The organism is Microbacterium lacus, assembly GCF_002812805.1.
Classification (GTDB): Bacteria; Actinomycetota; Actinomycetes; order Actinomycetales; family Microbacteriaceae; genus Microbacterium; species Microbacterium lacus_A.
The window spans coordinates 188774-213171 of sequence record NZ_NMUM01000044.1; the positions used below are offsets into that span (position 1 = coordinate 188774).

General features: G+C 68.0%; 27 protein-coding genes. 18 read left to right on the forward strand and 9 right to left on the reverse strand.

Going from position 1 to position 24398, the window contains the following annotated elements:
* Positions 1-2 precede the first annotated feature (2 nt).
* The 4 genes from CGU34_RS15700 to CGU34_RS15715 all read right to left on the reverse strand — a co-directional run bounded on the left by CGU34_RS15700 (position 3) and on the right by CGU34_RS15715 (position 3790).
* Positions 3-671, reverse strand: coding sequence for a methionine ABC transporter permease (locus tag CGU34_RS15700; RefSeq protein WP_036301827.1), 669 nt, complete (start codon positions 669-671; stop codon positions 3-5).
* Positions 668-1699: a methionine ABC transporter ATP-binding protein gene (locus CGU34_RS15705; protein ID WP_198517860.1), complete on the reverse strand. Its 1032-nt coding sequence runs from the start codon at positions 1697-1699 to the stop codon at positions 668-670. Before CGU34_RS15705 ends, CGU34_RS15700 begins: the two co-directional genes overlap by 4 nt.
* Positions 1696-2544, reverse strand: a complete 849-nt coding sequence (locus CGU34_RS15710) for a MetQ/NlpA family ABC transporter substrate-binding protein (protein WP_051514224.1) — start codon at positions 2542-2544, stop codon at positions 1696-1698. Before CGU34_RS15710 ends, CGU34_RS15705 begins: the two co-directional genes overlap by 4 nt.
* 190 nt (positions 2545-2734) lie before the next feature.
* Complete coding sequence (locus tag CGU34_RS15715) at positions 2735-3790, reverse strand: NtaA/DmoA family FMN-dependent monooxygenase (protein ID WP_157811357.1); 1056 nt, start codon at positions 3788-3790, stop codon at positions 2735-2737.
* On the opposite strand from CGU34_RS15715, the gene CGU34_RS17270 reads away from it, so the two are divergent.
* Both CGU34_RS17270 and CGU34_RS15720 read left to right on the forward strand, forming a co-directional pair.
* The gene (locus CGU34_RS17270) at positions 3780-3983 is read left to right on the forward strand and encodes a hypothetical protein (protein ID WP_198517861.1); all 204 of its coding nucleotides are present in this window, start codon (positions 3780-3782) and stop codon (positions 3981-3983) included. The genes CGU34_RS15715 and CGU34_RS17270 overlap by 11 nt on opposite strands.
* A gap of 128 nt (positions 3984-4111) precedes the next feature.
* On the forward strand, positions 4112-4531 hold the full coding sequence (locus CGU34_RS15720) for a GNAT family N-acetyltransferase (protein ID WP_036301831.1): 420 nt from the start codon (positions 4112-4114) through the stop codon (positions 4529-4531).
* Positions 4532-4576: 45 nt separating this feature from the next.
* On the opposite strand, the gene CGU34_RS15725 is transcribed toward CGU34_RS15720, so the two are convergent.
* The gene (locus tag CGU34_RS15725; protein ID WP_100814651.1) at positions 4577-5395 is read right to left on the reverse strand and encodes a shikimate 5-dehydrogenase; all 819 of its coding nucleotides are present in this window, start codon (positions 5393-5395) and stop codon (positions 4577-4579) included.
* 62 nt (positions 5396-5457) lie between these two features.
* Between CGU34_RS15725 and CGU34_RS15730 the strand changes: the two genes are divergently transcribed.
* The 3 genes from CGU34_RS15730 (at position 5458) to CGU34_RS15740 (ending at position 7365) form a co-directional block, all read left to right on the forward strand.
* Entirely contained in the window at positions 5458-6252 is a 795-nt protein-coding gene (locus CGU34_RS15730; protein ID WP_100814766.1) for an SDR family NAD(P)-dependent oxidoreductase, read from the forward strand.
* Between the two features lie 115 nt (positions 6253-6367).
* The gene (locus CGU34_RS15735; RefSeq protein ID WP_051514227.1) at positions 6368-7075 is read left to right on the forward strand and encodes a hypothetical protein; all 708 of its coding nucleotides are present in this window, start codon (positions 6368-6370) and stop codon (positions 7073-7075) included.
* Positions 7072-7365 carry a hypothetical protein gene (locus CGU34_RS15740; RefSeq protein WP_036301847.1) on the forward strand — a complete coding sequence of 98 codons (294 nt, stop codon included), beginning with the start codon at positions 7072-7074 and terminating at the stop codon, positions 7363-7365. The genes CGU34_RS15735 and CGU34_RS15740 overlap by 4 nt, the downstream gene beginning before the upstream one ends.
* A gap of 141 nt (positions 7366-7506) precedes the next feature.
* Here the strand turns inward: CGU34_RS15740 and purB are convergent, their stop codons facing one another.
* Both purB and CGU34_RS15750 read right to left on the reverse strand, forming a co-directional pair.
* Positions 7507-8889 (reverse strand): adenylosuccinate lyase, encoded by a 1383-nt coding sequence (gene purB / locus CGU34_RS15745; protein ID WP_100814652.1) that lies wholly within the window; start codon positions 8887-8889, stop codon positions 7507-7509.
* Positions 8886-9431: a low molecular weight protein-tyrosine-phosphatase gene (locus tag CGU34_RS15750; RefSeq protein ID WP_051514230.1), complete on the reverse strand. Its 546-nt coding sequence runs from the start codon at positions 9429-9431 to the stop codon at positions 8886-8888. Before CGU34_RS15750 ends, purB begins: the two co-directional genes overlap by 4 nt.
* Positions 9432-9563: 132 nt before the next feature.
* On the opposite strand from CGU34_RS15750, the gene CGU34_RS15755 reads away from it, so the two are divergent.
* Together CGU34_RS15755 and CGU34_RS15760 are read left to right on the forward strand one after the other, a co-directional pair.
* A complete protein-coding gene (locus CGU34_RS15755; protein ID WP_100814653.1) occupies positions 9564-9887 on the forward strand; it encodes a hypothetical protein in 324 nt (107 codons plus the stop codon).
* On the forward strand, positions 9880-11256 hold the full coding sequence (locus CGU34_RS15760) for a hypothetical protein (protein ID WP_100814654.1): 1377 nt from the start codon (positions 9880-9882) through the stop codon (positions 11254-11256). The genes CGU34_RS15755 and CGU34_RS15760 overlap by 8 nt, the downstream gene beginning before the upstream one ends.
* Here CGU34_RS15760 and CGU34_RS15765 read toward each other — a convergent pair.
* Positions 11219-11620, reverse strand: coding sequence for a phage holin family protein (locus CGU34_RS15765; RefSeq protein ID WP_100814655.1), 402 nt, complete (start codon positions 11618-11620; stop codon positions 11219-11221). The genes CGU34_RS15760 and CGU34_RS15765 overlap by 38 nt on opposite strands.
* A gap of 64 nt (positions 11621-11684) precedes the next feature.
* Here CGU34_RS15765 and CGU34_RS15770 point away from each other — a divergent pair, with 64 nt between their 5' ends.
* Genes CGU34_RS15770 through CGU34_RS15785 form a run of 4 tightly spaced genes read left to right on the forward strand, consistent with a single transcriptional unit; the run spans position 11685 to position 16267 of the window.
* Complete coding sequence (locus CGU34_RS15770; protein WP_232711709.1) at positions 11685-12797, forward strand: histidinol-phosphate transaminase; 1113 nt, start codon at positions 11685-11687, stop codon at positions 12795-12797.
* Positions 12798-12802: 5 nt separating this feature from the next.
* Positions 12803-13933, forward strand: a complete 1131-nt coding sequence (locus CGU34_RS15775) for a thiamine pyrophosphate-dependent dehydrogenase E1 component subunit alpha (protein WP_100814657.1) — start codon at positions 12803-12805, stop codon at positions 13931-13933.
* Entirely contained in the window at positions 13930-14913 is a 984-nt protein-coding gene (locus tag CGU34_RS15780; RefSeq protein ID WP_036301679.1) for an alpha-ketoacid dehydrogenase subunit beta, read from the forward strand. The genes CGU34_RS15775 and CGU34_RS15780 overlap by 4 nt, the downstream gene beginning before the upstream one ends.
* 28 nt (positions 14914-14941) lie before the next feature.
* Positions 14942-16267, forward strand: a complete 1326-nt coding sequence (locus tag CGU34_RS15785) for a dihydrolipoamide acetyltransferase family protein (RefSeq protein ID WP_100814658.1) — start codon at positions 14942-14944, stop codon at positions 16265-16267.
* Positions 16268-16278: 11 nt separating this feature from the next.
* On the opposite strand, the gene CGU34_RS15790 is transcribed toward CGU34_RS15785, so the two are convergent.
* Entirely contained in the window at positions 16279-18012 is a 1734-nt protein-coding gene (locus tag CGU34_RS15790; protein WP_100814767.1) for a glycerol-3-phosphate dehydrogenase/oxidase, read from the reverse strand.
* 155 nt (positions 18013-18167) lie between these two features.
* Between CGU34_RS15790 and CGU34_RS15795 the strand changes: the two genes are divergently transcribed.
* From CGU34_RS15795 to CGU34_RS15825, 7 genes are all read left to right on the forward strand, one after another.
* The gene (locus CGU34_RS15795) at positions 18168-19145 is read left to right on the forward strand and encodes a sugar-binding transcriptional regulator (protein WP_100814659.1); all 978 of its coding nucleotides are present in this window, start codon (positions 18168-18170) and stop codon (positions 19143-19145) included.
* A gap of 92 nt (positions 19146-19237) precedes the next feature.
* Entirely contained in the window at positions 19238-20254 is a 1017-nt protein-coding gene (locus tag CGU34_RS15800) for a metal ABC transporter solute-binding protein, Zn/Mn family (protein ID WP_036301153.1), read from the forward strand.
* On the forward strand, positions 20251-21069 hold the full coding sequence (locus CGU34_RS15805; protein ID WP_036301150.1) for a metal ABC transporter ATP-binding protein: 819 nt from the start codon (positions 20251-20253) through the stop codon (positions 21067-21069). Before CGU34_RS15800 ends, CGU34_RS15805 begins: the two co-directional genes overlap by 4 nt.
* Complete coding sequence (locus CGU34_RS15810; protein ID WP_100814660.1) at positions 21066-21956, forward strand: metal ABC transporter permease; 891 nt, start codon at positions 21066-21068, stop codon at positions 21954-21956. Before CGU34_RS15805 ends, CGU34_RS15810 begins: the two co-directional genes overlap by 4 nt.
* A gap of 9 nt (positions 21957-21965) precedes the next feature.
* On the forward strand, positions 21966-22379 hold the full coding sequence (locus tag CGU34_RS15815; protein ID WP_100814661.1) for a Fur family transcriptional regulator: 414 nt from the start codon (positions 21966-21968) through the stop codon (positions 22377-22379).
* A 112-nt stretch (positions 22380-22491) separates the two neighbouring features.
* Positions 22492-23430 (forward strand): permease, encoded by a 939-nt coding sequence (locus CGU34_RS15820; RefSeq protein ID WP_232711726.1) that lies wholly within the window; start codon positions 22492-22494, stop codon positions 23428-23430.
* A 4-nt stretch (positions 23431-23434) separates the two neighbouring features.
* Positions 23435-24322 carry a TIGR03943 family putative permease subunit gene (locus tag CGU34_RS15825; RefSeq protein WP_232711710.1) on the forward strand — a complete coding sequence of 296 codons (888 nt, stop codon included), beginning with the start codon at positions 23435-23437 and terminating at the stop codon, positions 24320-24322.
* Positions 24323-24398 lie beyond the last annotated feature (76 nt).

Below are 24398 nucleotides of genomic sequence, written 5' to 3' on the forward strand. Positions count from 1 at the left end.
GCCTACCGCCTCCGGTAACGCCGGGCCACGCCCGTGCCGATCGTCTGCAGGCCCTGCACCAGGATGATCAGGGTCACGCAGGTGATGACCATCGCGAAGCCGTCATAGCGCTGGTAGCCGTACGACAGGGCCAGGTCACCAATTCCGCCGGCGCCGACGGTTCCGGCCATGGCCGTGGCATCAACGAGTCCCACGCTCGCAATGGTCAAGGCCAGGATCAGAGAGCTGCGGGCCTCGGGCAGCAAGAAGCGCCAGAAGATCTGGAACGGCGATGCACCCATGGCACGCGCGGCCTCGATCACTCCCTGCGGGACCTCGAGCAGCGAGTTCTCGACGAGTCGACCGATGTACGGTGCGATCATCACCGTCAGGGGCACGATCGCAGCCCACACGCCGATGCTCGTGCCGACGAGCAGGCGCGTGAACGGCAGGATCGCGACCAACAGGATGATGAACGGTAACGAGCGGATGAGGTTGACGACGATCCCGAGGATCAGGTTGACGGGACGGTTGGGCAGCACGCCCCCGGGCCGCGTCAGCGCCAGGACCGTGCCGATCGCGATGCCGAGCACCGAGCCGAGGGCGAGTGCGACGCCGAGCATCTGCAGCGTCTCGCCGAGCGCCGTCAGGAAGATCTCGGGCGTAATGAGCGTCCACTTGTCGTCGTTCATCCCACGACCTCCTCGACGTGCGCCACGCGGCCCTCGAGGAACGCGTGCGCCGCGGCGACCTGCTCGGGCGAGCCCGTGACCTTCAGGATCATCTGCCCGACCGTGTGATTGCGGATCTCGGTCATGTCGGCGTGCAGCATGTTGATCGAGACGCCGATGCCGGTGATCAGGTCCGAGACGAGGGGCTGCGTGACCTGGTCGTCCACGAGCAGCAGACGCCAGAGGCCGTCGCCGCCCAGGTGTTCGACGACGCGTTGCGGGATCCCCTGCGGGATGACGGTGGTTACGAAATCGCGGGTGATGTCGGCCTTCGGGTGCAGGAAGGTCTCGAGCACGGTGCCCTGTTCGACGACCTCGCCCGCGGCCATCACGGCGACTTCTTCGGCGAGGTCCTTGATGACGTCCATCTCGTGCGTGACGACGAGGATCGTCGTGCCGTACTCGCGGTTGATGCTCCGCAGCAGCTCGATGATCTGACCCGTGGTCGTGGGGTCGAGGGCGCTGGTGGCCTCGTCCGACAGCAGGATCGTGGGGTTGCGCACGAGCGCCCGCGCGATGCCGACGCGCTGCTTCTGCCCGCCCGAAAGCTCGCCCGCGTGGTTGTCGGCCTTGTCGCCGAGCCCGACGAACTCGAGCACCTCTTCGGCCCGGGCCCGGGCGGCGGCCTTGCCAACGCCGTCGAGACGGAGGGGAAGGGCGACGTTGTCGCGCACCTTGACCGTCTCGAGCAGGTTGAACTGCTGGAAGATCATGCCGGTGCGCTTCTGGGCCGTGCGCAGGCGTGATCCCTGGAGAGATCCGACATCGATGCCGTCGACGACGACGCGACCGGATGTCGGATGCTCGAGGCCGTTCACCAGCCGGATCAGCGTCGACTTGCCCGCACCGCTGTATCCGATGACGCCGTAGATCGTGCCCGGCGCGATGTCGAGTGAAACGCCGCGAAGGGCCGCGGTGTCCGCGGCCCTTCCGGTGAAGGTCTTCGAGACATCCTCGAAGACGATCCTTCCCTCTGTGGGAGTGCTCAACTGAACCAGGCCGGCAGGTTGTACCCGTCGTACTGCGAGTTCGACTCGATGTATTCGATGAACTCGGGCGACTCGTAGGCAGCCTTGATGGCGAGCGCCCAGTCCGACTCGAGGTCGTCCGCACGCACGGTCACGACATTCGAGAACTCGATGGGCTGGTCTTCGAGAGCAAGCGCGTCGTCGTATTCCAGGCCACCGGCCACGATGAAGTTGCCCTGGATTGTGGCGTAGTCCACGTCCTGCAGCGCCGGCACCTGCTGCGCGTTCTCGATCGGGGTGATGTCGAGGTTCTTGGGGTTCGACGTGATGATCGACAGGTCGGCCGTGTTGGGGTCGTCGACGTCGTCGAAGTCGATCCAGCCGATGTCGCGCAGGATCAGAAGGCCGCGGTAGAGGTTCGCGGGCGAGTTCGGAACCGTGACGGTCGCGCCATCCTGAACGTCGTCGATCGACGTCGACTTGCCACCGAACAGTGCCATGCGCGGCGTCGGAATCTGCACGAGTGCGGCGTTGTCGATGCCCTCTTGGGCATTCACGAAGTCCATGTACACGGGGTGCTGCATGATGTTCGCGTCGATCTCGCCCGTCGACACGGCGACATTCACGACGATGCCATCGGTGAAGTCCACGGACTCGACGCCGTAGCCCTCGTCCTCGAGGATCGGCAGGATGCCCTCTTCGAACATCTGCTGGTAGGGGCCGGGGTTAAAGCCGATCTTGAGTTCGGTCTTCTCGGCCGCCGGGGCGCCGGACTCGGACGTCGTCGCTCCCCCGCTGCACGCGGCCGTCGTCAGGACCAGTGCCGCGGTGGCGGCGCCGAGCAGGGCGGTACGGATGAGCTTCATGGTCGTCCTTTTTTGTGATGGTGCGGGGGTGTCGTGATGGTGCGGGGGTGTTGTGATGCTGTGAGGTGTGCGCGATGCCAATCCCAGGGTTCCTGGGACACCGGCGCGCTGAAAACCGTAACCGGCAGAGCGCCCGGGCGCGGATTCGCGTCGTCACACTCGGCAACACAGCCGTTCGGACGGCCCCGATTCAGACGATGACCACGGCGCGCGCGTCGGCCTCCTGCGGCGTGAACAGGGTCAGGCCGGAGCGCTCACGGAATGTGTCGCCCCGGTATTCGCTCGGGAAGTACCCGCGCTCCTGCAGCTCCGGCACGAGAAGTTCGAGCATGTTCGACATCCCGGCCCCGACGTTCGGCGGATCGAAGTTGAACCCGTCACAGGCGCGTGCCTCGAACCAGTCGATCATGGTCTCGGCGACCGATGCCGGGGTACCCACGAGCGATTGGTGGCCGGTAGACCGCGACATCTTGATCATCAATTCGCGCAGCGTGAGTTCAGACGCCATCGCGCGGAACAGCCGCCACCGCTCCATCCGGTGCGGGCTGTCGCCGAGGCGCTCCGCAGGGATCAACTCATCGACATCGAGGTCGCTCACGTCGACGTCGAGCAGCCCGCTGACGAGCGCGCGTCCGTTCGTATCGGTGACACACTCATCCAGCTCGGCGGCGATCTCTTCCGCCTCCGCCATTGTCCGACCGACGATCGGGATGATGCCGGGCAGGACTTTGACCCGCTCCGGGTCGCGCCCCTTCGTCGCGAGGAGCTTTTTGTAGTCGGCGTACCAGGCGATCGCGCCTGCCTTCTCGGGCTGCACGGCGTAGATGATGTCCGCGTACGTGGATCCCAGTTCGATTCCCGCCGGCGACTGACCGGCCTGAACGAGCACGGGCCGGTCCTGGGGGGAACGCGGGATATTGGTCGGGCCCTGAACGCGAAAGTGCGCACCGACGTGGTCGATGTCGTGCACGCGATCGTTGTCGATCCACTGGCCGCCCACCTTGTCGTCGATGATGGCGTCGCGGTCCCAGCTGTCCCAGAGCTTTGTGACCACGTCGACGAACTCCATCGCACGCTCGTAGCGGGAAGACTTCTCGGGCATCTCGTCACGGCCGAAGTTCTGGTTGCCACTCACCGACGTGACGATGTTCCATCCCGCTCGGCCGCCCGAGAGCTGATCGAGGTTGCCGAATTGGCGTGCCACCGTGAACGGTTCCGACCAGGTCGTCGATGCTGTGCCGATCATCCCGATCTTCTCGGTGAAGCCGATCGATTCCGGCGCGCTCGGCGGCCTGGGCCATGTCGCGGACGTGAGCGAGAGAGCCGATGTCGGCGGTTCGACTCTGTGGATGACGCCAGGCGTCGTTCGCATAGCCGAACGCGGCCATGAACATCGTGAGCGTCATCCTGCGTTCGGTCATCCGCCGTCTCCTCGTTGATCGCGACAGTCGGCTCCGTCGCCGCCCGATCAGTTCCGCACACCCGGGATGGGCGGTCAACGGGGTATTCCGGGTGACGAAAGGTCGGGATGTGCGTCGCCAGACGGAGGTCGGCATAGCCTCGGTTCATGGACGCGCGCTTCCGCTTCTCGGACGATCCCGACGACATCGACCGCGAGCGTGTACACCACTGGCTGAGCGAGCAGGCCTACTGGGCGCTCGGGCGTGCGCGCGATGTTCAGGACGCCGCCATCGACGCATCCCGCAACTTCGCGGTGATCGATACCGCGACGGGAGCGCAGGTCGCGTATGCCCGGGTCGTGACCGACGGCGTCACGTTCGCGTGGTTGTGTGATGTGTTCGTCGATCCTGAGGTGCGCGGTGAAGGCGTCGGCATCGGGCTGATCGCGGGTGTCGTTGCGGCCCTCGAACCCCTCGGGCTGCGTCGCATTCTGCTTGCGACGGCCGACGCGCACGGTCTGTACGAGAAGTTCGGTTTCGCCGCGCTCGTCCAGCCCGAGCGATGGATGGCGCGGCTGCAGGGCTGACGCTCAGACGGCCGAGCGGGTGGTCAGGCGGCGCAGATCTCAGGCTCAGGCCGGTAGTCGCGAGAACGCGGCCGCGCGCTCGACCTGGTCGCGGGTGGGGACGACGCCCGTGTAGCGCTCGAACTGCCGGGCGGCCTGGAGAGCGACGACCTCGGCGCCCGAGATGACCGCGAGGTCCCGCTGGCGTGCCGCGCGGATCAGCGGCGTCTCGGACGGGAATGCCACGACGTCGAAGACGGTGCTGGCGGCCGCGAGATGGTCGTCCGAGAACGACTGGGCGGAGGCATCCGCTCCCTCCATGCCGAGCGGGGTGACATTGACGAGCATCGCGTGCCCGGGCGCGGGATCCGTTGCGACCCAGCGGTACCCGTATTTGTCGGCGAGCGCGCGTCCGGCGGCCTCATTGCGCGCGAGCACCGTCAGGTCATCGAAGCCCGCGCCGCGGAACGCCGCGACGACGGCCTTGGCCATGCCGCCCGACCCCCGCACGAGCACCGACTGGGCCCGGTCGACGTCATGCTCGGACAGGAGGGCCTCGACGGCTTCGTAGTCGGTGTTGGACGCGGTGAGTGTGCCCGCATCGTTCACGATCGTGTTGACCGACTCGATCGCTTCCGCGGACGGCTCCATCGCGTCGACCAGCGGGATCACGGCCTCTTTGAACGGCATCGACACCGAGCAGCCGCGGATGCCGAAGGCCCGCACTCCCCCGATCGCGCCCGCGATGTCGTCGGTCGTGAAGGCCTTGTAGACGAAGTTCAGCCCGAGCTCGTCATAGAGGAAGTTGTGGAAGCGGGTGCCAAGGTTGGACGGACGGGCGGCCAGAGAAATGCACAGCGTCATGTCTTTGTTGAGGATCGGCATGGGTTCATTCTGCCGCCGTCTCGTCGGCGGATGACAGGGTGGGCCCGAGAACCGGAGGCATCATGCGTATCGATCTGTCGGGCAAGACCGCCCTGGTGACCGCGTCGACCTCGGGTATCGGGGCCGCGATCGCCAGCGGATTGAGGCGCGCGGGAGCGAGCGTCGTCGTCAACGGGCGCTCCGAGGCCAGCGTCGAACGGGCCGTTGCCGCGCTTCGCGCCGAAGACGGCGAGGGGACCGTGACGGGAATCGCGGCGGATGCGGCCGAAGCATCCGGCGCCGAGGCCCTCGTCGCGGGCGCGGGTGACGTGGATGTTCTCGTCAACAACCTGGGCATCTTTGGCGCGGCGCCCCCGCTCGAAATCGAAGACGACGAATGGCGTCGCTACTTCGAGACGAACGTCCTGTCGGCAGCCCGGCTCACACGCATGGTGCTGCCCGGCATGATCGCCCGCGGGTGGGGTCGTGTGCTCAACATCGCGAGCGATTCGGCGATCGTCATCCCCGCAGAGATGATCCAGTACGGGATGTCGAAGACCGCCCTGCTCGCGGTCTCGCGCGGATTCGCGAAGGCGGCGGCTGGCACCGGCGTGACGGTCAACGCCGTGATCGCCGGTCCCACCCACACGGGGGGCGTCGAGGAGTTCGTCTACGAACTCGTCGACCGCAGCCTTCCCTGGGACGAGGCCCAGCGTGAGTTCATGCGCACTGCGCGCCCGCAGTCGTTGCTGCAGCGACTGATCGAGCCCGAAGAGATCGCGAACATGGTCGTGTACCTCGCTTCACCCCTGGCCTCGGCGACGACCGGCGGGGCGCTCCGCGTGGACGGCGGGTACGTCGACTCGATCCTGCCGTGATCGCACTGCAGGCGGCGCTGCAGGTCGCGCCGCAGACGGCCGTGTGGGCGCCGGGGACCCGCGCCGCCTGACGATCTAGACTGGGAGTATCCCCGTTTCGAAACCAGGTTCCACCGTGTCCACCGCCACTCCCGCGCCATCCGCAGCTGCACCGCGCTTCGCACTGCGGCATGTGCAGCTCGCGCGCGCCGGAATTGCCGCCGTCGCCGCGATCATGGTCACGTTTTCGTCCGACCACTCCGCGGCGGTCGGGCTCTCGGTCTTCAGCGGTTTCGCCATCGTCACGGGCCTGATCGAGCTGGTGTCGGCCTGGCTGACCTATCCGGCTGGGCGCCGCGCCGTGCCACTCACGCTCGGTGCGCTTTCGGTCGTCGCGGGAATGCTCGCCGGGATCTTGGTCTGGCGTTCCACGACCTTCTTCTTCGCCCTGGTGATCTCATGGGCGCTCGTCACGGGGTTGATCGAGGCGATCGGGGCGCTACGCGAGCGACGCTCCCCCGCCCTGCGGGCAGAGGCGCGCGATTCGCTCGTCGTCGGCATCTTCACCGTGTTGCTCGGCCTCGGCCTGCTGCTCGTACCCGCGCAGTACGCGCTGAGCTACCGCATTGACGACGTCGACACGGAGTTCACGCTGACCGGGATCATCATCGCGGTCGGGATCTTCGGTGCCTACGCGGCGATCGTTGCGGTCTTCCTCGGAATCGCAGGCTTCTCGCCGCGCCGTGATGCCATCGACGCCGGATCGCGCGACGCGGATGTCGCGGGCACAGCCGCTCCGGACGCCCGCACTGCGCCGGCACGGCGCGAGGAGGAGAGGGCATGACCGATCGACCCACCCGGCGCGAGCTCATGCGCCCGGTCCAGCTGCTCGGCGTCGCCTTTGTCTGCGCGGTTTTCGCCGCGGTGGTGACTTTCGTTTCCACCGGGGGCTTTCAGCCCAGCGTGGGAGTCCTCGCTCTGCCGCTGACCGCCATCATCGGCGGCGTCACGTTCATCGTCGTGCTCCTGGGGCTGTCGCTACTGCTGCTCGCGGTCGACCCGGCGCAGGTACAGAAGCCCATCGACCGCGCCGTGCTTCTCGACGACGAGCCGGACGACGCGCCGCGTTCCTGACTCGTCCGCGGTGCGCGGGTGTCGTCTCGCTGCGCTCGCTCAACGGGCGACCGGGCCCGGTCATTGAGCGAGGCCCGCAGGGCAGAGTCGAAATGACGTCGGTCACTGAGCTCGTCGAAGTGACTCGCAGTATCCTACCGCTCAGCCCTCGCGGTCGATGAGCTCCGCCGCCAAGCCCGTGTACGTCGCAGGCGTGAGGGCGAGCAGTCGGGCCCGAGCTTCTTCGCCGATGTCGAGCCCTCGCACGAACTCGGCCAGATCCGCGGAATTCACGCGACGACCCCGGGTCAGTTCCTTCAGTAGCGCGTAGGGGTCGGAGATCGTCGAGCGACCCGCGACGACCTCGGCCCGCACGACCGTCTGAATCGCCTCACCGAGCACTTCCCAGTTGGCGTCGAGGTCGGCCGAGAGCAGGTCCTGCGCGAGCGCGATCTCGTCGAGGCCGCGGCGCAGGTTGTCGAGCGCGAGCAGCGAGTGGCCGAAGGCGACGCCGATGTTGCGCTGCGTCGACGAGTCCGTGAGGTCGCGCTGCAGGCGGCTCGTCACGAGCGTCTGCGAGAGCGAGGCGAACAGCGCTCCCGCGATCTCGAGGTTCGCCTCGGCGTTCTCGAACCGGATCGGGTTGATCTTGTGCGGCATGGTCGATGACCCCGTGGCGCCCGCGATCGGGATCTGCGTGAAGTATCCGAGCGAGATGTACGTCCAGACATCCGTCGCCAGGTTGTGCAGGATGCCTCCCGCGTGACGCGCGCGGTCATAGAGCTCGACCTGCCAGTCGTGCGACTCGATCTGGGTGGTCAACGGGTTGAATCCGATTCCCAGCGATTCGACGAACTCGCGCGCAACGAGCGGCCAGTCGACATCGGGTCCGGCGGCGAGGTGCGCGGCCCACGTGCCGGTCGCGCCCGAGAACTTGCCGAGGTATTCGGATGCCTCGATCGCCCGTTCGACCCGCGCCAGGCGAGCCGCGAAAACGGCGATCTCTTTGCCCATCGTCGTGGGCGTCGCGGGCTGGCCGTGCGTGCGCGAGAGCATGGGCGCCGCGCGGTGCTCGACCGCGAGCTCGTCGAGGCGCTTGCGTACCGCCGAGAGGGCCGGCAACCAGACACGCTCGACGGCGCGCTGAACCGTGAGCGCGTAGGCGAGTGAGTTGACGTCTTCGCTCGTGGCGGCGAAGTGCGTGAGCTCGGCGATGCGGTCCAGGCCGAGCGTGGCCAGGCGGTCGCGCACGAGGTACTCGACGGCCTTCACATCGTGCCGGGTGATCGCTTCGCGCTCGGCGAGCCAGGCGATCTCATCCGCGCCGAACGAGCGGTAGAGCTCACGCAGCGCGTCGCGCTCGGAGGCTGCCAGGGGCGTTGTTCCGAAGAGCGACCGATCGGTGAGTGCCAGCAGCCACTCGACCTCGACCTCGACCCGTGCGCGGTTGAGCCCTGCCTCGGAGAGGTACTCCGCGAGGGGCGCGACGACGCCGCGGTAACGGCCGTCGAGGGGGCTCAGGGGCTGCGGGGGAAGGGACGTCACGGGGATGCTCCGAACGGGAAGGCGGCGGTGCGCGATCCCGGACGAAGGGCGGGTTCGAGCTGGCGGAAGAGCGACCGGGTCGCGTCCTCGATCATACCGAGCACGTCATCGAACATTTCGGTGGCGGCGTAGTACGGGTCCGGAACATCGAGCGTCGTCGGGCTGGGGAGGAACCCCAGCAGCAGGGCGACCTTGTCCGCATCCTCTTCCGTGCGTGCCCATCCCCGCAGGATCCGTTCGTGGCTGCGATCGAGCGCGACCACGAGGTCGTTGACGTCGAACGTATCGGCCGTGAACTGTCGGGCCCGATGGCGGCTGCCGTCGTATCCGCGGCGCTGAAGGGCCGCGAGGGTACGCTCGTCGCCCTGCTCGCCCACGTGCCAGTCGCCCGTGCCGGCGCTGCTCGAGGCGACGCGTGCGCCGTGACCCGAGGCATCCGCGAGCTGCCGGAAGACGACCTCGGCCATCGGTGAGCGACAGATGTTGCCCGTGCAGACGAACACGACGCGGAAGGGCGCTGAGGCGTCCAGGTTCCGCGTCATCCGCCCATTCTGCCCGCCCGCCTCTCTCCGCGCACTCTCTGCATCTCCTCCCCACGGGCGGAGGACGCCCATAATCCCCCATTTCGAGCGATGCGGACCGGAGTGAGGCCCCGGCACGGCCACCCTGAATCGGTGCCCGCTGCCGCCTTTCCCCGCTCCCCGCCGCCCGATCGCGAGTACGACGCCTCCGATGCGTGGCTCGCCGACCTCGTGACGGCGGCGCTGACGCTCGTCCGGGCCGTTGCCGCGGAGTCGGAGTCGGTCGCTGCGGCCCTGATCGCGCTCGAGGGGCGGGTGTCGTGGGAGGGTCCGGCCGCCCGAGACTTCCGGCGGCGCGCCGGTGCCCTCTCGGCCGACGGATCGGCCAGTTCCGCGGCGCTGGATGCGCTCGTCGATGACATTCGAGCTCTCCGCAATCGCGTCTGGACGCTGACGGAGGCGGCGCCCCATGGCTGATGACCTCGACATCCGATCGAGCGGCGCCGCCGCGATCGACACGTCCAGTTTGCGGAGCGCCGCGAACGCGGGGCGTGCACTGGCCAATCGGCTGCGCTGCATGGACGCGCCTCTCGACCTCGCCGCGGGATTCATCGCGTCGGTGCCGGGACTGCGCGCGGCCCGCGACGTGCAGCACGAGCTGGCGCGCGAGGCGCGACGGGTCGAAGGACTGGCCGAGGACTGCGAGCGCCTCTCAGTCGCTCTCGACCAGTCGGCCGACCTGTACGAGCTCATCGAGGTCCATGCCGCGTGGTACCTCTCGCAGCACGGCGACGCCGAGCGCACGGCCCTCGAAGCCCGGGCGGGTGTGCTCGGTACGCGGCTGTGGGGCGTCTCGGGGTCGGACGCGGCGTTCGAGATGCTGCTGCGAACGGGTGCGTTCGGGGATGGCGACAGCGGCGGCGCCCTTCGGATGCAGGCGGCCCTGGGCGCGGGTCTGGTCGGCGGAGCGTGGGCAGCGCCGCTCGGGTTCGCACTCGTCGCCGGCCTGCAGCTCGCCGCGGCGGGAGCCAGGAGTACCCGGGTGAACGCCGTACGAGCGCCCACCGCATCCGCGTCCCCGTCGCCCGCAGTGCGCCGGGAAGTCACCGTCACTCCCCTGCGCCGCATGGTGGCAGCGCCGGTCGCGGGTTTCGCCGATGCCGGGAAGCGCCTCTCGGGCCCCGAAGGCGCGCGCGTCCGTGTGGAGCGCTACACGATGCCGAGCGGCGGACGCGAGTGGGTCGTATACGTCACGGGCACCCAGAGTGTCGCGCTCGATGGACCCGAGCCGTTCGACATGCGCTCCAACCTCGCGCTCTACTCGGGTCAGGATGCCGCGGCGAGTGCTGCCGTTCGCGCTGCCCTGGCCGATGCCGGGGTCAGCCCCGGCGAGCCCGTGCACGCCGTTGCCCACTCCCAGGGCGCGATGGCGGCGGAGCTGCTCGCACGTGAGGGCGAGTACGACGTCCGAACGCTCGTGACCTTCGGCGCCCCGACGACGGATCCCCTTCCCGCCGACGTGACCGCGGTCACGATCCGCCACACCGACGATCCCGTGGCCGCCCTCGCCGGTTCGGTGCCCACCGCTGAGCGCGGCGCGCAGGGCGGCTTCGTCGCCGAGCGCATGGCCGACCCGCTCCCGGGACTACACGACATCACGATGCCGGCACACGCTCTGACTGCCTACGTCGAAACGGGGGCATTGCTGGATGCCTCCGCGGACCCGCGTGCCCGGGGAATCGACACCCTCTGGAACCGACTGGGAACGGCGGAGTCCGTGCAGGTCACCGAATACAGCGCGCGACGCGTCAGTCGCGGCGACGCTGGCGCTGGGGGCGCAGGATGATGCCGAAGATCCCGTTGATCACGGCGATGATCAGGGCCGCCAGAACGCCCCACCAGAAGTCGCCGACGGTCAGGCCAAACCCGAACCACGACGTGACCCAGGCCGTCAGCCAGAGCAGAAAACCGTTGATGATCAGGGAAATGAGACCGAGAGTGAGGATGTAGAGCGGGAAAGCGATGATCTTGACCACCGTGCCGATGACGGTGTTCACGAGCGCGAAGATCGCGGCGACCAGCAACAGGGTCAGCACGAGCTGGAGCGTCTCCCCCGGAGCGAACGGGGTGACCCTCACCTGCAGATCCGGGATCAGGGTGACGACCCAGATCGCGAACGCATTGATGACGACACGGACGATGAATCGCATGATCCCGAGTCTCCCACGGCGGGCATCCGCGCGTCTCCCCCACCCGCCTCGTAGACTCGACCGGGTGACCGACTCGCCCGCCGCACCCGTGCGACTCCGCCCCGAGATAGCCGCCCTGCCTGCGTATCGACAGGGCAAGCAGGCGGATGGCTCGGCTCACAAGCTCTCCAGCAACGAGAACCCCTTCGGGCCCCTTCCCGGGGTGCTCGAGGCCGTCGCCGCAGCATCCGGCATCAACCGCTACCCGGACGCCACAGCGGGACGCCTGCGCGGCGCGCTCGCCACGCGATTCGGGGTCGACGAGGATCGGGTGCACGCAGCCGCGGGAAGCGTGGCTATCCTCGCGCAACTGATTTCGGCGGCGGCAGGCCCCGGCGACGAGGTTCTCTATGCCTGGCGGTCGTTCGAGGCTTATCCCAATCTCGTGACGGTCGCCGGTGCGACGAGCGTCACGGTGCCGCTGACGGCCGACGGGCGTCACGATCTTCCGGCGATGGCGGCGGCGGTCACCGAGCGGACCCGAGTCGTGATCGTCTGCACTCCGAACAACCCGACGGGGCCGACTGTGCGCCGCGACGATTTCGACGCGTTCCTGGCCGCGCTCCCCCACGACCTGCTGGTGCTGCTCGACGAGGCTTACGCCGAGTTCGTCACCGACCCCGACGCGGTGAATGGTCTGGGTGCCACCGGATACCTCGACCATCCGCAGGTGGTGGTGCTCCGCACCTTCTCCAAGGCCTACGGCCTCGCGGGACTGCGAATCGGCTACGCGGTCGGCGATGCGTCGATCCTCTCCGCCGCGCGCAGCACAGCTATCCCCCTGTCGGTCACGGCCCAGGGTGAGGCGGCGGCACTGGCCAGCCTCGAGGCGGAACCGATTCTGCGCGGTCGTGTCGCGGAACTCGTGGAGCGGCGCGATCGCCTCGCCGGTGGGCTGCGGGATCTCGGCTGGCGTGTGCCCGAAGCGCAGGGCAACTTCGTCTGGCTGGCGACCGGTCCGGAGACGGCTCGGACGGCCGAGGCCTTCGAAGAGGCCGGTCTGATCGTGCGGCCGTTCGTCGGCGAGGGAGTCCGTATCTCCGTGGGCGAAGAAGAATCTGTCGAGAAGGTCCTACGCGTCGCGGCATCCATTGTGCAGAACCTCCCGGAAGACCATCCGGTGCGGACGTTAGCGTAGGGCAGGTGGATCCGCTCGAAGCACCAGACGTCGTGCGCGTACTCGCCGCAGACGGAACGTTCTCCCCGACCGAGTCGGCCGAGCCCTACCTGGCCTTGATCGATTCCCTCTCCGAGGAAGAGCTGCAGGGCTTCTACCGCGACATGGTGGTCATCCGCGCCTTCGACCGCGAGGCGACCAACCTGCAACGCCAGGGGCAGCTCGCCCTCTGGCCGCCGAGCTTCGGCCAGGAGGCCGCTCAGGTCGGGTCTGCCCGGGCGACCCGACCGCAGGATCACGTCTTCCCCTCGTACCGCGAGCACGCCGTGTGCATGATCCGCGGGGTCGACCTGGTCGACATCATCCGCGTCATGCGCGGGCACTCGCACGGTGGCTGGAACCCGAGGGATCCCCGCAACGGCAACACGAACATCTACACACTGGTGCTCGGTTCGCAGACTCTGCACGCTACGGGCGTCGCGATGGGCTTCGGGCTCGACGGGCTGAGCGGGTCGGGCGACCCCGAGCGCGATCAGGCCGTCATCGTCTACTACGGCGACGGCGCTTCGAGCCAGGGCGACGTCCACGAGGCGATGGTCTTCGCCGCGAGTTACGCGACGCCCGAGGTCTTCTTCTTGCAGAACAACCGGTGGGCTATCTCGGTGCCCGTTGCGACGCAGTCACGGACGCCGCTGGTCAACCGCGGCGCGGGCTACGGAATGCCGAGCATCCAGGTGGACGGCAACGACGTGCTCGCCAGCTACGCCGTCACGCGCATCGCGCTGGACGAGGCGCGCTCGGGTCTCGGACCTCGCGCGATCGAGGCGATGACGTACCGGATGGGTGCTCACACGACGAGCGACGACCCGACGAAGTACCGCACGGGCGACGAAGAATCCACCTGGGCGGGACGCGATCCCATCATGCGGATGCGGGCATATCTCGAGGGGCGCGGAGCATCCGACACCTTCTTCGCCGATGTCGAAGAGCAAGCCCATGCGCTTGCCGACGACACGCGTCTCCGCACACCGAACCTTCCGCTCCCGACGGTGGCGTCGATCTTCGAGCACGTATACACCGAGCCGCATCCACTGATGCAAGAGCAGCTCGCCTGGGTGCAAGAGTACGAAGCCTCGTTCGAGGAGGGGGACGTATGAACGCGCCCCAGAACATGCCGCTGAGCAAGGCCCTCAACGCCGGGCTGCGCAAAGCGATGGAACGCAGCGACCGCGTGCTCATGATGGGCGAGGACATCGGGCCACTGGGCGGCGTCTTCCGCATCACCGAGGGGCTCCACGCGGAGTTCGGCCCGAACCGCGTGATCGACACCCCGCTCGCCGAGTCCGGAATCGTCGGCACCGCGATCGGCCTGGCCATGGGCGGATTCCGGCCGGTGTGCGAGATCCAGTTCGACGGATTCGTCTACCCGGCCTTTGATCAGATCACGTCACAGCTCGCGAAGATCACGAACCGCATGCAGGGCGCACTGAGCATGCCCGTCGTGATCCGCATCCCCTATGGCGGGCACATCGGCGCGATCGAACACCACCAAGAGAGTCCGGAGGCGTACTTCACGCACACCGCGGGACTTCGGGTCGTCAGCCCGTCGACACCGAACGACGCCTACTGGATGATTCAGGACGCGATCTTCTCCGATGACCCCGTCATCTTCCTCGAGCCGAAGAGCAAATACTGGCAGAAGGGCGAGGTCGACCTGACTTCTCCCCCGGTCGGCCTGCACGAGAGCCGTCTCGTGCGTCGCGGAACGGATGTGACCCTCGTCGGTCACGGCGCCATGGTCACGACCCTGCTGCAGGCCGCGGCTCTCGCCGAGGCCGAAGGCATCAGCTGCGAAGTGATCGATCTGCGCTCGCTCTCGCCGGTGGACTACGGTCCCATCCTGGATTCGGTGCGTTCCACGGGACGCATGGTCTATGCGCAGGAGGCGCCGGGCTTCACGAGCCTCGGAAGCGAGATCGCCGCAACCGTCACAGAGCGCGCCTTCTACTCCCTCGAGGCGCCGGTTCTGCGCGTGTCGGGCTTCGATGCGCCGTTCCCCCCGGCGAAGCTCGAGGGCACATACCTCCCCGACGCCGACCGCGTCCTCGAGGCCGTCGACCGGGCCCTGGCATACTGAGCCCTGGTTCCCGCGGAAAGGATCCCGCATGAGCACGCAGACGTTCCTCCTCCCCGATGTCGGTGAGGGATTGACCGAGGCCGAGATCGTGACCTGGCGGGTCGCGCCGGGTGACGAGGTGAAGGTCAACGACGTCCTCGTCGAGATCGAGACTGCGAAGTCGCTTGTCGAGCTGCCCTCGCCGTTCGCCGGCACCGTGAGTGAGCTGCTCGCGGGGGAAGGCGAGACGGTGAACGTCGGAGCGCCGATCATCACGATCGGCGAGGCGGGAGCCGATGCACCGCCGCCGAACACCGCGCCCACCGAGGTGGGAGAGGCGACCGGCGGAGCCGTACTCGTGGGCTATGGCACGGGCGGCGCCGTCACCTCGCGCCGGCGCAAGACGGCGGAACGTCCGGTCGCCGCGTCCATCGGTGTCGTCGCGAAGCCGCCGATTCGCAAGCTGGCTCGCGACCTCGGGGTCAACCTGAGCGATGTGGCCGCCAGCGGAGACGCGGGCGAGGTGACGCGCGAGGATGTCGTGCGTCACGCGTCGCAGGCCAGCGTCTTCCGCAACATCGAGACTCCCGAGTGGGGGGCCGTGCGCGAAGAGACAATCCCGGTACCCGAGGCGGCGCCCGCGGAGACCAGCCCGAAGGCAGCCTCGGCGGATTCCCGCGAGGAGTCCATCCCGGTACGCGGCGTGCGCAAGGCCACAGCCACGGCGATGACGAGCAGTGCATACACCGCGCCGCATGTATCTGTGTGGGTTGATGTGGATGCATCGCGCACGATGGAACTCGTCAAGCGCCTCAAGACATCCCCTGACTTCGCGGACGTCAAGGTTTCCCCGCTCCTGATCATGGCTCGTGCCGTCATCTGGGCCGTTCGTCGCACTCCTATGGTCAACGCGGCATGGGTCGACACGGATGAGGGTGCGCAGATCCGCGTGCGTCATTACGTCAATCTCGGCATTGCTGCCGCCACGCCGCGAGGGCTGCTCGTCCCGAACATCAAGGACGCGCAGGATCTGAATATGCGCGAACTGGCACGTGCCCTTGAGAAGCTCACGATGACGGCGCGCGAGGGAAAGACGACGCCCGAAGATCAGCGCGGAGGCACGGTCACGATCACGAACATCGGAGTGTTCGGCGTCGATGCCGGTACCCCGATCATCAACCCGGGCGAGGTCGGAATCGTCGCGCTCGGCGCCATCCGCCAGAAGCCGTGGGTCGTCGACGGCGAGGTCCGACCGCGTTGGGTGACGACGGTCTCGGGCTCATTCGATCACCGCGTCGTGGATGGCGACGGGGTGTCTCGGTTCATCGCCGACATCGCTTCGGTGCTCGAAGAGCCCGCACTTCTGCTCGACTAGACATCCGCGCGTCACACGATCGGAAGCGGGCGCAGATCCTCGGCGAGGGACCGCGCCCGTGACGCGGCCGCATCATCGGCTTCGCGCACGGCGGACTCGTACGCTTCGACCGACGCGCGGTACGCCTCGAGTTCGAGGCGGGCCGTTTCGTGGGTCCAGTGCAGTTCGGTCTGAGCAACCTGTGCGACCTCTTCGATCGCCGCGAGACCGAGGTGGTCGTACTCGTAGCTGATCCGGGTCCGGCGATCGAGGAGGTCGTCGAGATGCAGCGCGCCCTCGTAGCGGATCGCGAAGATGATCTCGGCGCGAAGGTAGGCCGGGGCGTCAGCCAGCGGAGTCGCCGCGTCGGGAACCTCACGGCAGATGTCAGCAATGATCTCGACATCGGTGCCGTAGCGGTGGGCGAGGTGATCCTGCATCGCTGTGCCGAGGCCGAATTCGGCGCCGACACGCGCGGCGGCATGAGCTGCCCGGGGTGCGTCGGCCGCGCCGGCGAGCGGGACGCGGGTCGTGCGCGAGGGCCGGGACTTCGCGCCGTCGCCGAGGGCGAAGTCGACCGCATCCTCGGCCATCACGCGGTATGTGGTGAGCTTGCCGCCGGCGATCGAGACGAGCCCGGGCACGGGGGAGGCCACCGTGTGCTCGCGCGAGACCTTGGCAGACGCCGTCCCGGCCTTCGTCCCCGGCTGCAACAGAGGTCGAAGTCCCGCCCACGTGCCGATGATGTCGTCCCGGGTCAGGGGGGCCGCGAGCACCTTATTCGCCTCGGCGAGGACATAGTCCACGTCGCGGGACGTCGGCACCGGATGCGTCAGGTCCTCCGTCCACGGAGTGTCGGTCGTGCCGATCACCCAGTAGCGGGACCAGGGGATGACGAACAGCACACTGGATGACGTCTGGAGGATGAGGCCCGGGTCTCCCGCAATGCGGTCCTTCGGGACGACGATGTGGATCCCCTTGGAAGCGAGCACCTTGAGGCCGCTAGATGTCGCCATGGACTGCGTGTGCTCGGTCCATACGCCCGTGGCGCTGATCACGTTCTTGGCGCGAACGTCGAAGTTCTCGCCCGTCTCGAGGTCTTTCAGGGTGGCGCCGACGACGCGTCCCGCTTCGTCCTTGAGCAGCGCCGTGGCCTGTACGCGGGAAGCGGCGAGTGCCCCGTGGCCAACCGCCGTGCGCATGAGCGTCACGACGAGGCGGGCGTCGTCGACCGTGGCATCCCAGTACTGGATGGCGCCGACGGCCGCGTCGCGGCGGAAGCTCGGGAACGCGCGCGACACCGCGGAACGGGTGAGGTGGCGATGCCAGGGGAGGGGGCGCGGAGCGCGCTGCAGCGATGCGAGCACGTCGTACAGACCGATCCCGGCCCCGACGAACAGGCGATCAAAGATCGGTCGCTTCAGGGGGTACAGGAACGCCGCGGGTCGGACGAGATGCGGTGCCAGTCGCGTGAGAAGGAGGTTCCGCTCGGTGAGGGCCTCGCGGACGAGCTTGAAATCCAGCATCTGCAGGTACCGCAGCCCACCGTGCATGAGTTTGCTGGAGCGGCTCGAGGTTCCCGACGCCCAGTCCTGTCCGTCGATGACCGCGGTCCGCAAACCCCGGCTGGCCGCGTCGAGCGCGATTCCGGCGCCGGTGACGCCGCCGCCGACGACGAGCACGTCCAGCTCGTTGTGCGCTGAGCCATCTTTCATGGCGCGGAGCGCAGCCTGCCGAGTGTTGCCGTCCATACGGTTCTCGCGCATCAGATGGACCACCCTCCTGGTTGATGGGGTTGCATGCGGACGTGACGTGACGTGCCGCGCGTCCGAATAACGGTACGGCGCCATGAAGGGCTGGTGAACCTTCTTGCGTCGTACTTGCACATATGTGCAACATGGGTTTGAAGAAGGGTGGCGCCATGGAGAAACAGGAGCAGATGCTTGCGGCCGCCTCGATGTACTACCTGCAAGACCTCAAGATGGAGGCGATCGCGGCCCGGCTGCACCTGTCACGCTCGAGCGTCTCGCGCCTGCTGAAAGAAGCACGAGCTCGTGGACTGGTCGAGATCACGCTGCGCTCGCCGCCCACGGCAGCCCCGGAGGTGGGGCGACGGATTCAGGATGCGTTCGGCATCACAACCCATGTTGTTCCCCTGGGGGCCTCGGCGAGCGCGCCCGAACGCCTCGAGCAGGTGGCCCTGACATCCGCGCGACTCATCGGAGGCTGGTTCGACTCGGGCATGACGATGGGTGTGGCGTGGGGCACGACGATGGCGGCTATCACGCGGCATCTCGCGAAGAAGCCGACGCGGGGGAGTGCGGTGGTGCAGCTGAACGGGTCGGCGAACACCCGGACGTACGGCGTGGAGTTCGCGGGCGAGATGATGGTGCGCTTCGGCGAAGCCTTCGATGCGCGCCTGCACCTCTTTCCCGTCCCCGCCTTCTTCGATTACGCCGAGACGCGCCAGGCGATGTGGCGCGAGCGATCGGTGGCCCGTGTGCTGGATCTGCAGCGCACCGCCGATATCGCGCTGTTCGGCGTGGGCGCCCTGACGGGGGAGGTCCCGAGTCACGTGTACTCCGCGGGCTACCTCGAGCAGGACGATATACGTGCGCTCACCCGGGATGGCGTCGTCGGCGACGTTTGCACCGTTTTTCTGCGCGCCGACGGCACGTACGAGGATCTCGATCTCAACAGACGAGCGACCGGTCCGACGCCGGCAGAACTGCAGGCCGTGCCCCGGCGGGTGTGCGCCGCGGCGGGCGACAACAAGGCCGCGCCTCTGCTCGCCGCGCTCCGTTCGCAGGCGGTGACGGACCTGGTGGTGGATGAGATCACGGCCCAGGCCCTCGTCGAGGTGATGTCGGCGACCGAGCACGCCGCCGCCATCCGGTAGGTGCTCGTCTTCGTCGAGCTGATTCGAGAGCCGAGCTGATTCGAGAGTCGAGCTGATTCGAGAATGATAATCATGAGGGTTACGCTGACGGGGTGAACCCGACACGTCGCCTCCTTCCGATCATCGCCCTCTCGGCCGCCTCGGCGCTCGTCCTTGCCGGATGCGCGGGTGCGAGTCCCGGCGGAGAGGAGTCCGCGGGAGCGGGCCGACTCCAGGTCGTCGCGTCCACGAACGTCTATGGCCAGATTGCCGAGGAGATCGGGGGTGACGCGGTCGACGTGTCGTCGATCATCACCTCCACCGGCCAGGACCCGCACTCGTTCGAGGCGACCGCGGGCCACCAGCTCACGGTGTCACGCGCCGACCTGATCATCGAGAACGGTGGGGGATACGACTCGTTCATGGAGTCGCTCGTCGAATCCAGCGACGCTTCGGCGCACGTCATCACCGCCGCCGAGTTCTCCCACGACTGGCCCGGGAACGAGCATTCGGATGACGAGCACTCGGAAGAGGAGCACTCGGACGAGGAGCACGCCGAGGACGATCACGCCGAGGACGATCACTCGGGGCACGACCACATCGAAGGTTTCAACGAGCACGTCTGGTACGACCCGCACACCATCGAGCACGTCGCCGAGGCGATCGCCGAAGAGCTGAGCGAACTCGACCCCGCGAACAGCGAGACGTTCGAGACCAACGCCGCCGCGTTCGTCGAGCAGATCGAGGGTCTCGAGGCGTCGCTCGGCGAGATCGAGGCATCCGACGCCGGCGCCGATGTCTTCGTCACGGAGCCGGTCCCGGTCTATCTGATCGCCGCCGCCGGGCTCGTGAACGTGACGCCCGAGGCCTTCAGCGAGGCCGTCGAAGAGGGCCAGGATGTCCCGCCCGCGACTCTTCTCGAATCGCTCGACCTGATCGAGTCGGGCACCGTGCGCGTCGTGATCGCGAACTCGCAGACCGGCGGAGCGGAGACCACTCAGGTGCTCGAAGCTGCCGAGGGCCAGAACATCCCCGTGCTGGAGTTCTCCGAAACGCTTCCGGAGGGCCAGACTTACATCTCGTGGATGCAGCAGAACATCGAAGCCCTGTCGGGCGCGCTCGCGGGGTGAGTGCCGCACCTCCTCTTCTCATCGAGAACGCGGCGCTCCGCAGGGGTGACCGAGAGCTGTGGTCGGGCCTGGACCTGAGCGTTCAGGCGGGGGAGTTCATCGCCGTCCTGGGACCGAGCGGCTCGGGCAAGACAACACTTCTGCGCGCCATTCTCGGACTCGATCGTCTGAGTGACGGGACGATCACCGCCCTGGGCGAGCGCGTGCGGCGGCCGGGAAATCGGCGGATCGGATACATCCCGCAGCAGCGTCCGCTTGCCCGAGACGCAGCGTTGCGCGGCAGAGACCTTGTTGCGCTCGGCGTCAACGGCCATCGGTTCGGGCTCCCGATCCCGCGCAAAGCCGACCGGGAACGCGTTGACCAGCTGATCCAAGCGGTCGGTGCGAGCGGGTTCGCCGACCGTCCCGTCGGGGATCTCTCCGGAGGCGAGCAGCAGCGACTGCGCGCGGGCCAAGCGCTCGCCGACGAGCCCCAGTTGTTGCTCTGCGACGAACCGCTGACGAGCCTCGATCTGGCGAATCAGCAGGCGGTCACGTCGCTGATCGACCGGCATCGGCGCGAGACGGGCGCGGCGGTGCTCTTCGTCACCCACGACATCAACCCGGTGCTTCGTCACGTCGATCGGATCCTCTACCTGGCCGGCGGGCGATTCACCCTCGGAACCCCCGAAGAGGTTATGGACTCGCGCGTCCTGTCAGAGCTGTACGGCACCGAGGTCTATGTCCTCCGCGCGGGGGATCGGGTCGTGGTCGTCGGCGCGCCGGATGCCGGCGACTCCCACCATCACCACCATGACCACGAGGACGAGTCGTGAACTGGACGGATGTGTGGGAGGCGATGTTCGGCGGCCTCGCGGACTATGGCGACATCCTCGCGCTCGTGTCGAACTCGGTCATCGCGGGCGCGGCGCTGGGGCTCGTCGGTGGGCTGGTCGGCGTTTTCATCATGCAGCGCGACATGGCTTTCGCCGTGCACGGCATCAGCGAACTCTCCTTCGCCGGCGCCGCCGCCGCACTGCTGATCGGTGCCGACGTCGTGCTGGGGTCGATCTTCGGATCCCTCATCGCGGCGGGATTGATCGGATGGCTGGGCGCCCGCGCCCGCGACCGCAACTCGATCATCGGGGTGCTGATGCCCTTCGGGCTGGGACTCGGCATCCTGTTCCTCTCGCTCTACAGCGGTCGGAGTGCGAACCGTTTCAGCCTGCTGACGGGTCAGATCGTCTCCGTGCAGTCGGGGCAGCTGAGCCTGTTGATCGGCATCAGCCTGGTGGTCCTCGCCGGAATCGTGCTCATCTGGCGGCCGCTGCGCTTCGACTCGCTCGACCCGCAGTCGGCAGCCGCACGCGGGGTGCCCACGACCGCCGTCTCGCTGATCTTCATGCTGCTGCTCGGGCTGATCGTCGCGGTCAGCGTGCACATCATCGGTGCCCTGTTGGTCATGGCCCTGCTGGTGACCCCCGCCGCCGCGGCCATGCGCATCGCCTCGGGTCCGCTGTCGGTTCCTCTGCTGGCCGCGACATTCGGGTTCGTCTCGGCGGTCGGCGGCATCCTTCTCGCGATCGCCGGGACCCTCCCCGTGAGTCCGTACATCACGACGATCTCGTTCGCGATCTACGTCGTCTGTCGACTCGTCGGGCGTCGCCGCGAGAGGGTCACCCGGGCCCCGCGTTCGGGAACCTCCAAGCCGGCACGCGCCTAGACTTCTCGCATGGCCAAGCGCAACACCTGGCAGCGCGAACGCGTGCGCGACGCCCTGGACGAATCCCCGGGCTTCGTCAGCGCGCAGTCGCTGCACGCACTGCTGCGCGACGAGGGCACGGGCATCGGCCTCGCGACGGTCTACCGTGCGCTCGCCGACCTGGCGGCCGAGGGCGATGCCGACAGCCTGCAGAGCCCCGAGGGCGAGAGTCTCTACCGCGCCTGCCAATCGCCCGGTCATCACCATCACCTGATCTGTCGTTCGTGCGGCCTGACGGTCGAGATCGAGGGCAGCGACGTCGAAGAGTGGGCGCATCGCACGGCCGCACAGAACGGATTCACCGAGGCGGCGCACATCGTCGACATCTTCGGTCTGTGCGCGGCCTGCACGGCGGTGCGTGCGAGCGAGCGTGACGCGCAGTAGCGAGACGCGCGGTCACGGGTACACCCACCTCGCGGGGGTCCCGACCGTCGGTCGACCGGCGGCGCGGCCGCGGCGTGCTGCCTTGATCGGGGCCGCGATCGGCCTGGCCACGATCGCGGTGCTGTTCGCGATCGACGCGTGGGCGCCGCAGCTTTTCCCGAGTACTCTGCCGAGCCGCGCCCAGGACGGCTTCACGCTCGCCCTATCCGTGCTGATCGAGTCGCTGCCGTTCATCATCCTGGGGGTGCTGCTGTCGGTCGTCGTGCAGGTGTGGGTGCCCCCGGGTTTGATCGAGCGATGGATGCCTCGCCGCGCGTGGGCTCGCCGTGCCGTCCTGTCTCTGCTCGGCATGCTGCTGCCCGTATGCGAATGCGGGAATGTTCCTCTTGCGCGTGGCCTGCTGATCCGCGGATTCTCCGTTCCCGAGACCCTGACGTTCCTCATCGCGGCACCGATCGTGAACCCGATCGTCATCCTGACCACGCACCAGGCATTCGGCTGGGACGGCGGGATCCTCGTCGCCCGTCTCGTGGGCGGATACCTGATCGCGAACCTGATCGGATGGATCTACAGCCGCCACCCGGACCCGCAGGCGTTGCTCACCGCGCGCTTCCGCGCCGAGTGCGCACACGACGAACACCTCGACGGCTCCCGCACCCGCCGCAGCCTCGAGCTGTTCGTGCGCGAACTCCGCGCCGTGATGCCGGCCCTCGTGCTCGGCTCGGCCATCGCTGGTGCCGTGCAGGTCCTCGTGCCGCGCGATGTGCTGGTCGCCATCGGGTCGGACCCCGTGTTGTCGATCTTCGCGATGATCGCCCTCGGGCTGACAGTCGCGATCTGCTCCAACGTCGATGCCTTCTTCGCGCTGTCGTTCGCGTCGACCTTCACCCCGGGATCGATCGTCGCGTTCTTGCTGGTCGGGCCGCTCGTCGACGTCAAAATGCTCGCGCTGATGCGCACGACCTTTACGACCCGCACGCTCGCGGGCATCGTCGCCGTCGTGATCGCGGCGGCCTTCGTGATCGCGGTGGGGGTGAACCTCCTTGCGTAAGGGCATGGCACTCGGCACCCGCTGGCTCGGCGTCGGGCTGGCGACCGCGCTCGCCGTCGTGACGATCGGCCTCTGGGCGACCGGACGCATCGGGCTATACATCAACCCGGATGCCGCATGGTGGGCCGTGTCGATGTCGATCGTCTGCGTGGTGGCCGCGGTCTGGTCATGCGCGGTGCCGATCTCGCGGGAGCACGAGCACGAGCACGAGCACGAGCACGACGATGCTCCTGTGGTCCCTTCGACGAGCTCAGGGACCGAGAGTGCCCGTTCAACGCGCGAGAGTGCCGGTTTTGGCGCCGAGAGTGCCCGTTCAACGCGCGAGAGTGCCGGTTTTGACGCCGAGAGTGCCCGTTCTGGAACCCAGGGTGCCGGCGCGCGACCCGTGGGGCTCGTCGCGACGGGCGTGGGTGCGGTGCTGGCCTCCGGTCTCGTCGCGCTCGCCGTCGTCATGCCCCCGGCATCCCTCTCCGCTGAGCTCGCGCTCGCCCGCTCGAGCGGCGCACCGCCCGTGCTCTCCACCTCGGCGACGCTCGCGCTCGCGACATCCGACGACACCTCCGGCTTCGGCATCGGCGAATGGGCATCGCTGTTGTCCACGACGACCGATCCGGCGCGGTTCGTCGGTGAGAAGGCGACACTCACGGGCTTCGTCGGCCCCGACGGCGACAGTGACGGGTTCGCCCTGACCCGCCTGGTCATCGTGCACTGCGTGATCGACGCCCAGGCCGCCAACGTTCCGGTCGCGGAGCTCGCGGGCGGCGAGAACCTCTCGCCCGGGCAATGGGTCGAGGTCGAGGGGGAGTTCGTGCGCGACGAGGGGGGAGCGCTCGTGCTGCAGCCGGCGAGCGTGACCGCGATCGATGAGCCCGGGGATCCGTATGAGTACTGACGCCCCTCGTTCTTCCCGCGCCCCGCGGGATCAGACCCGGGGTGCCGCTCGTCGAGATCGTGAACACCGCCGCGCA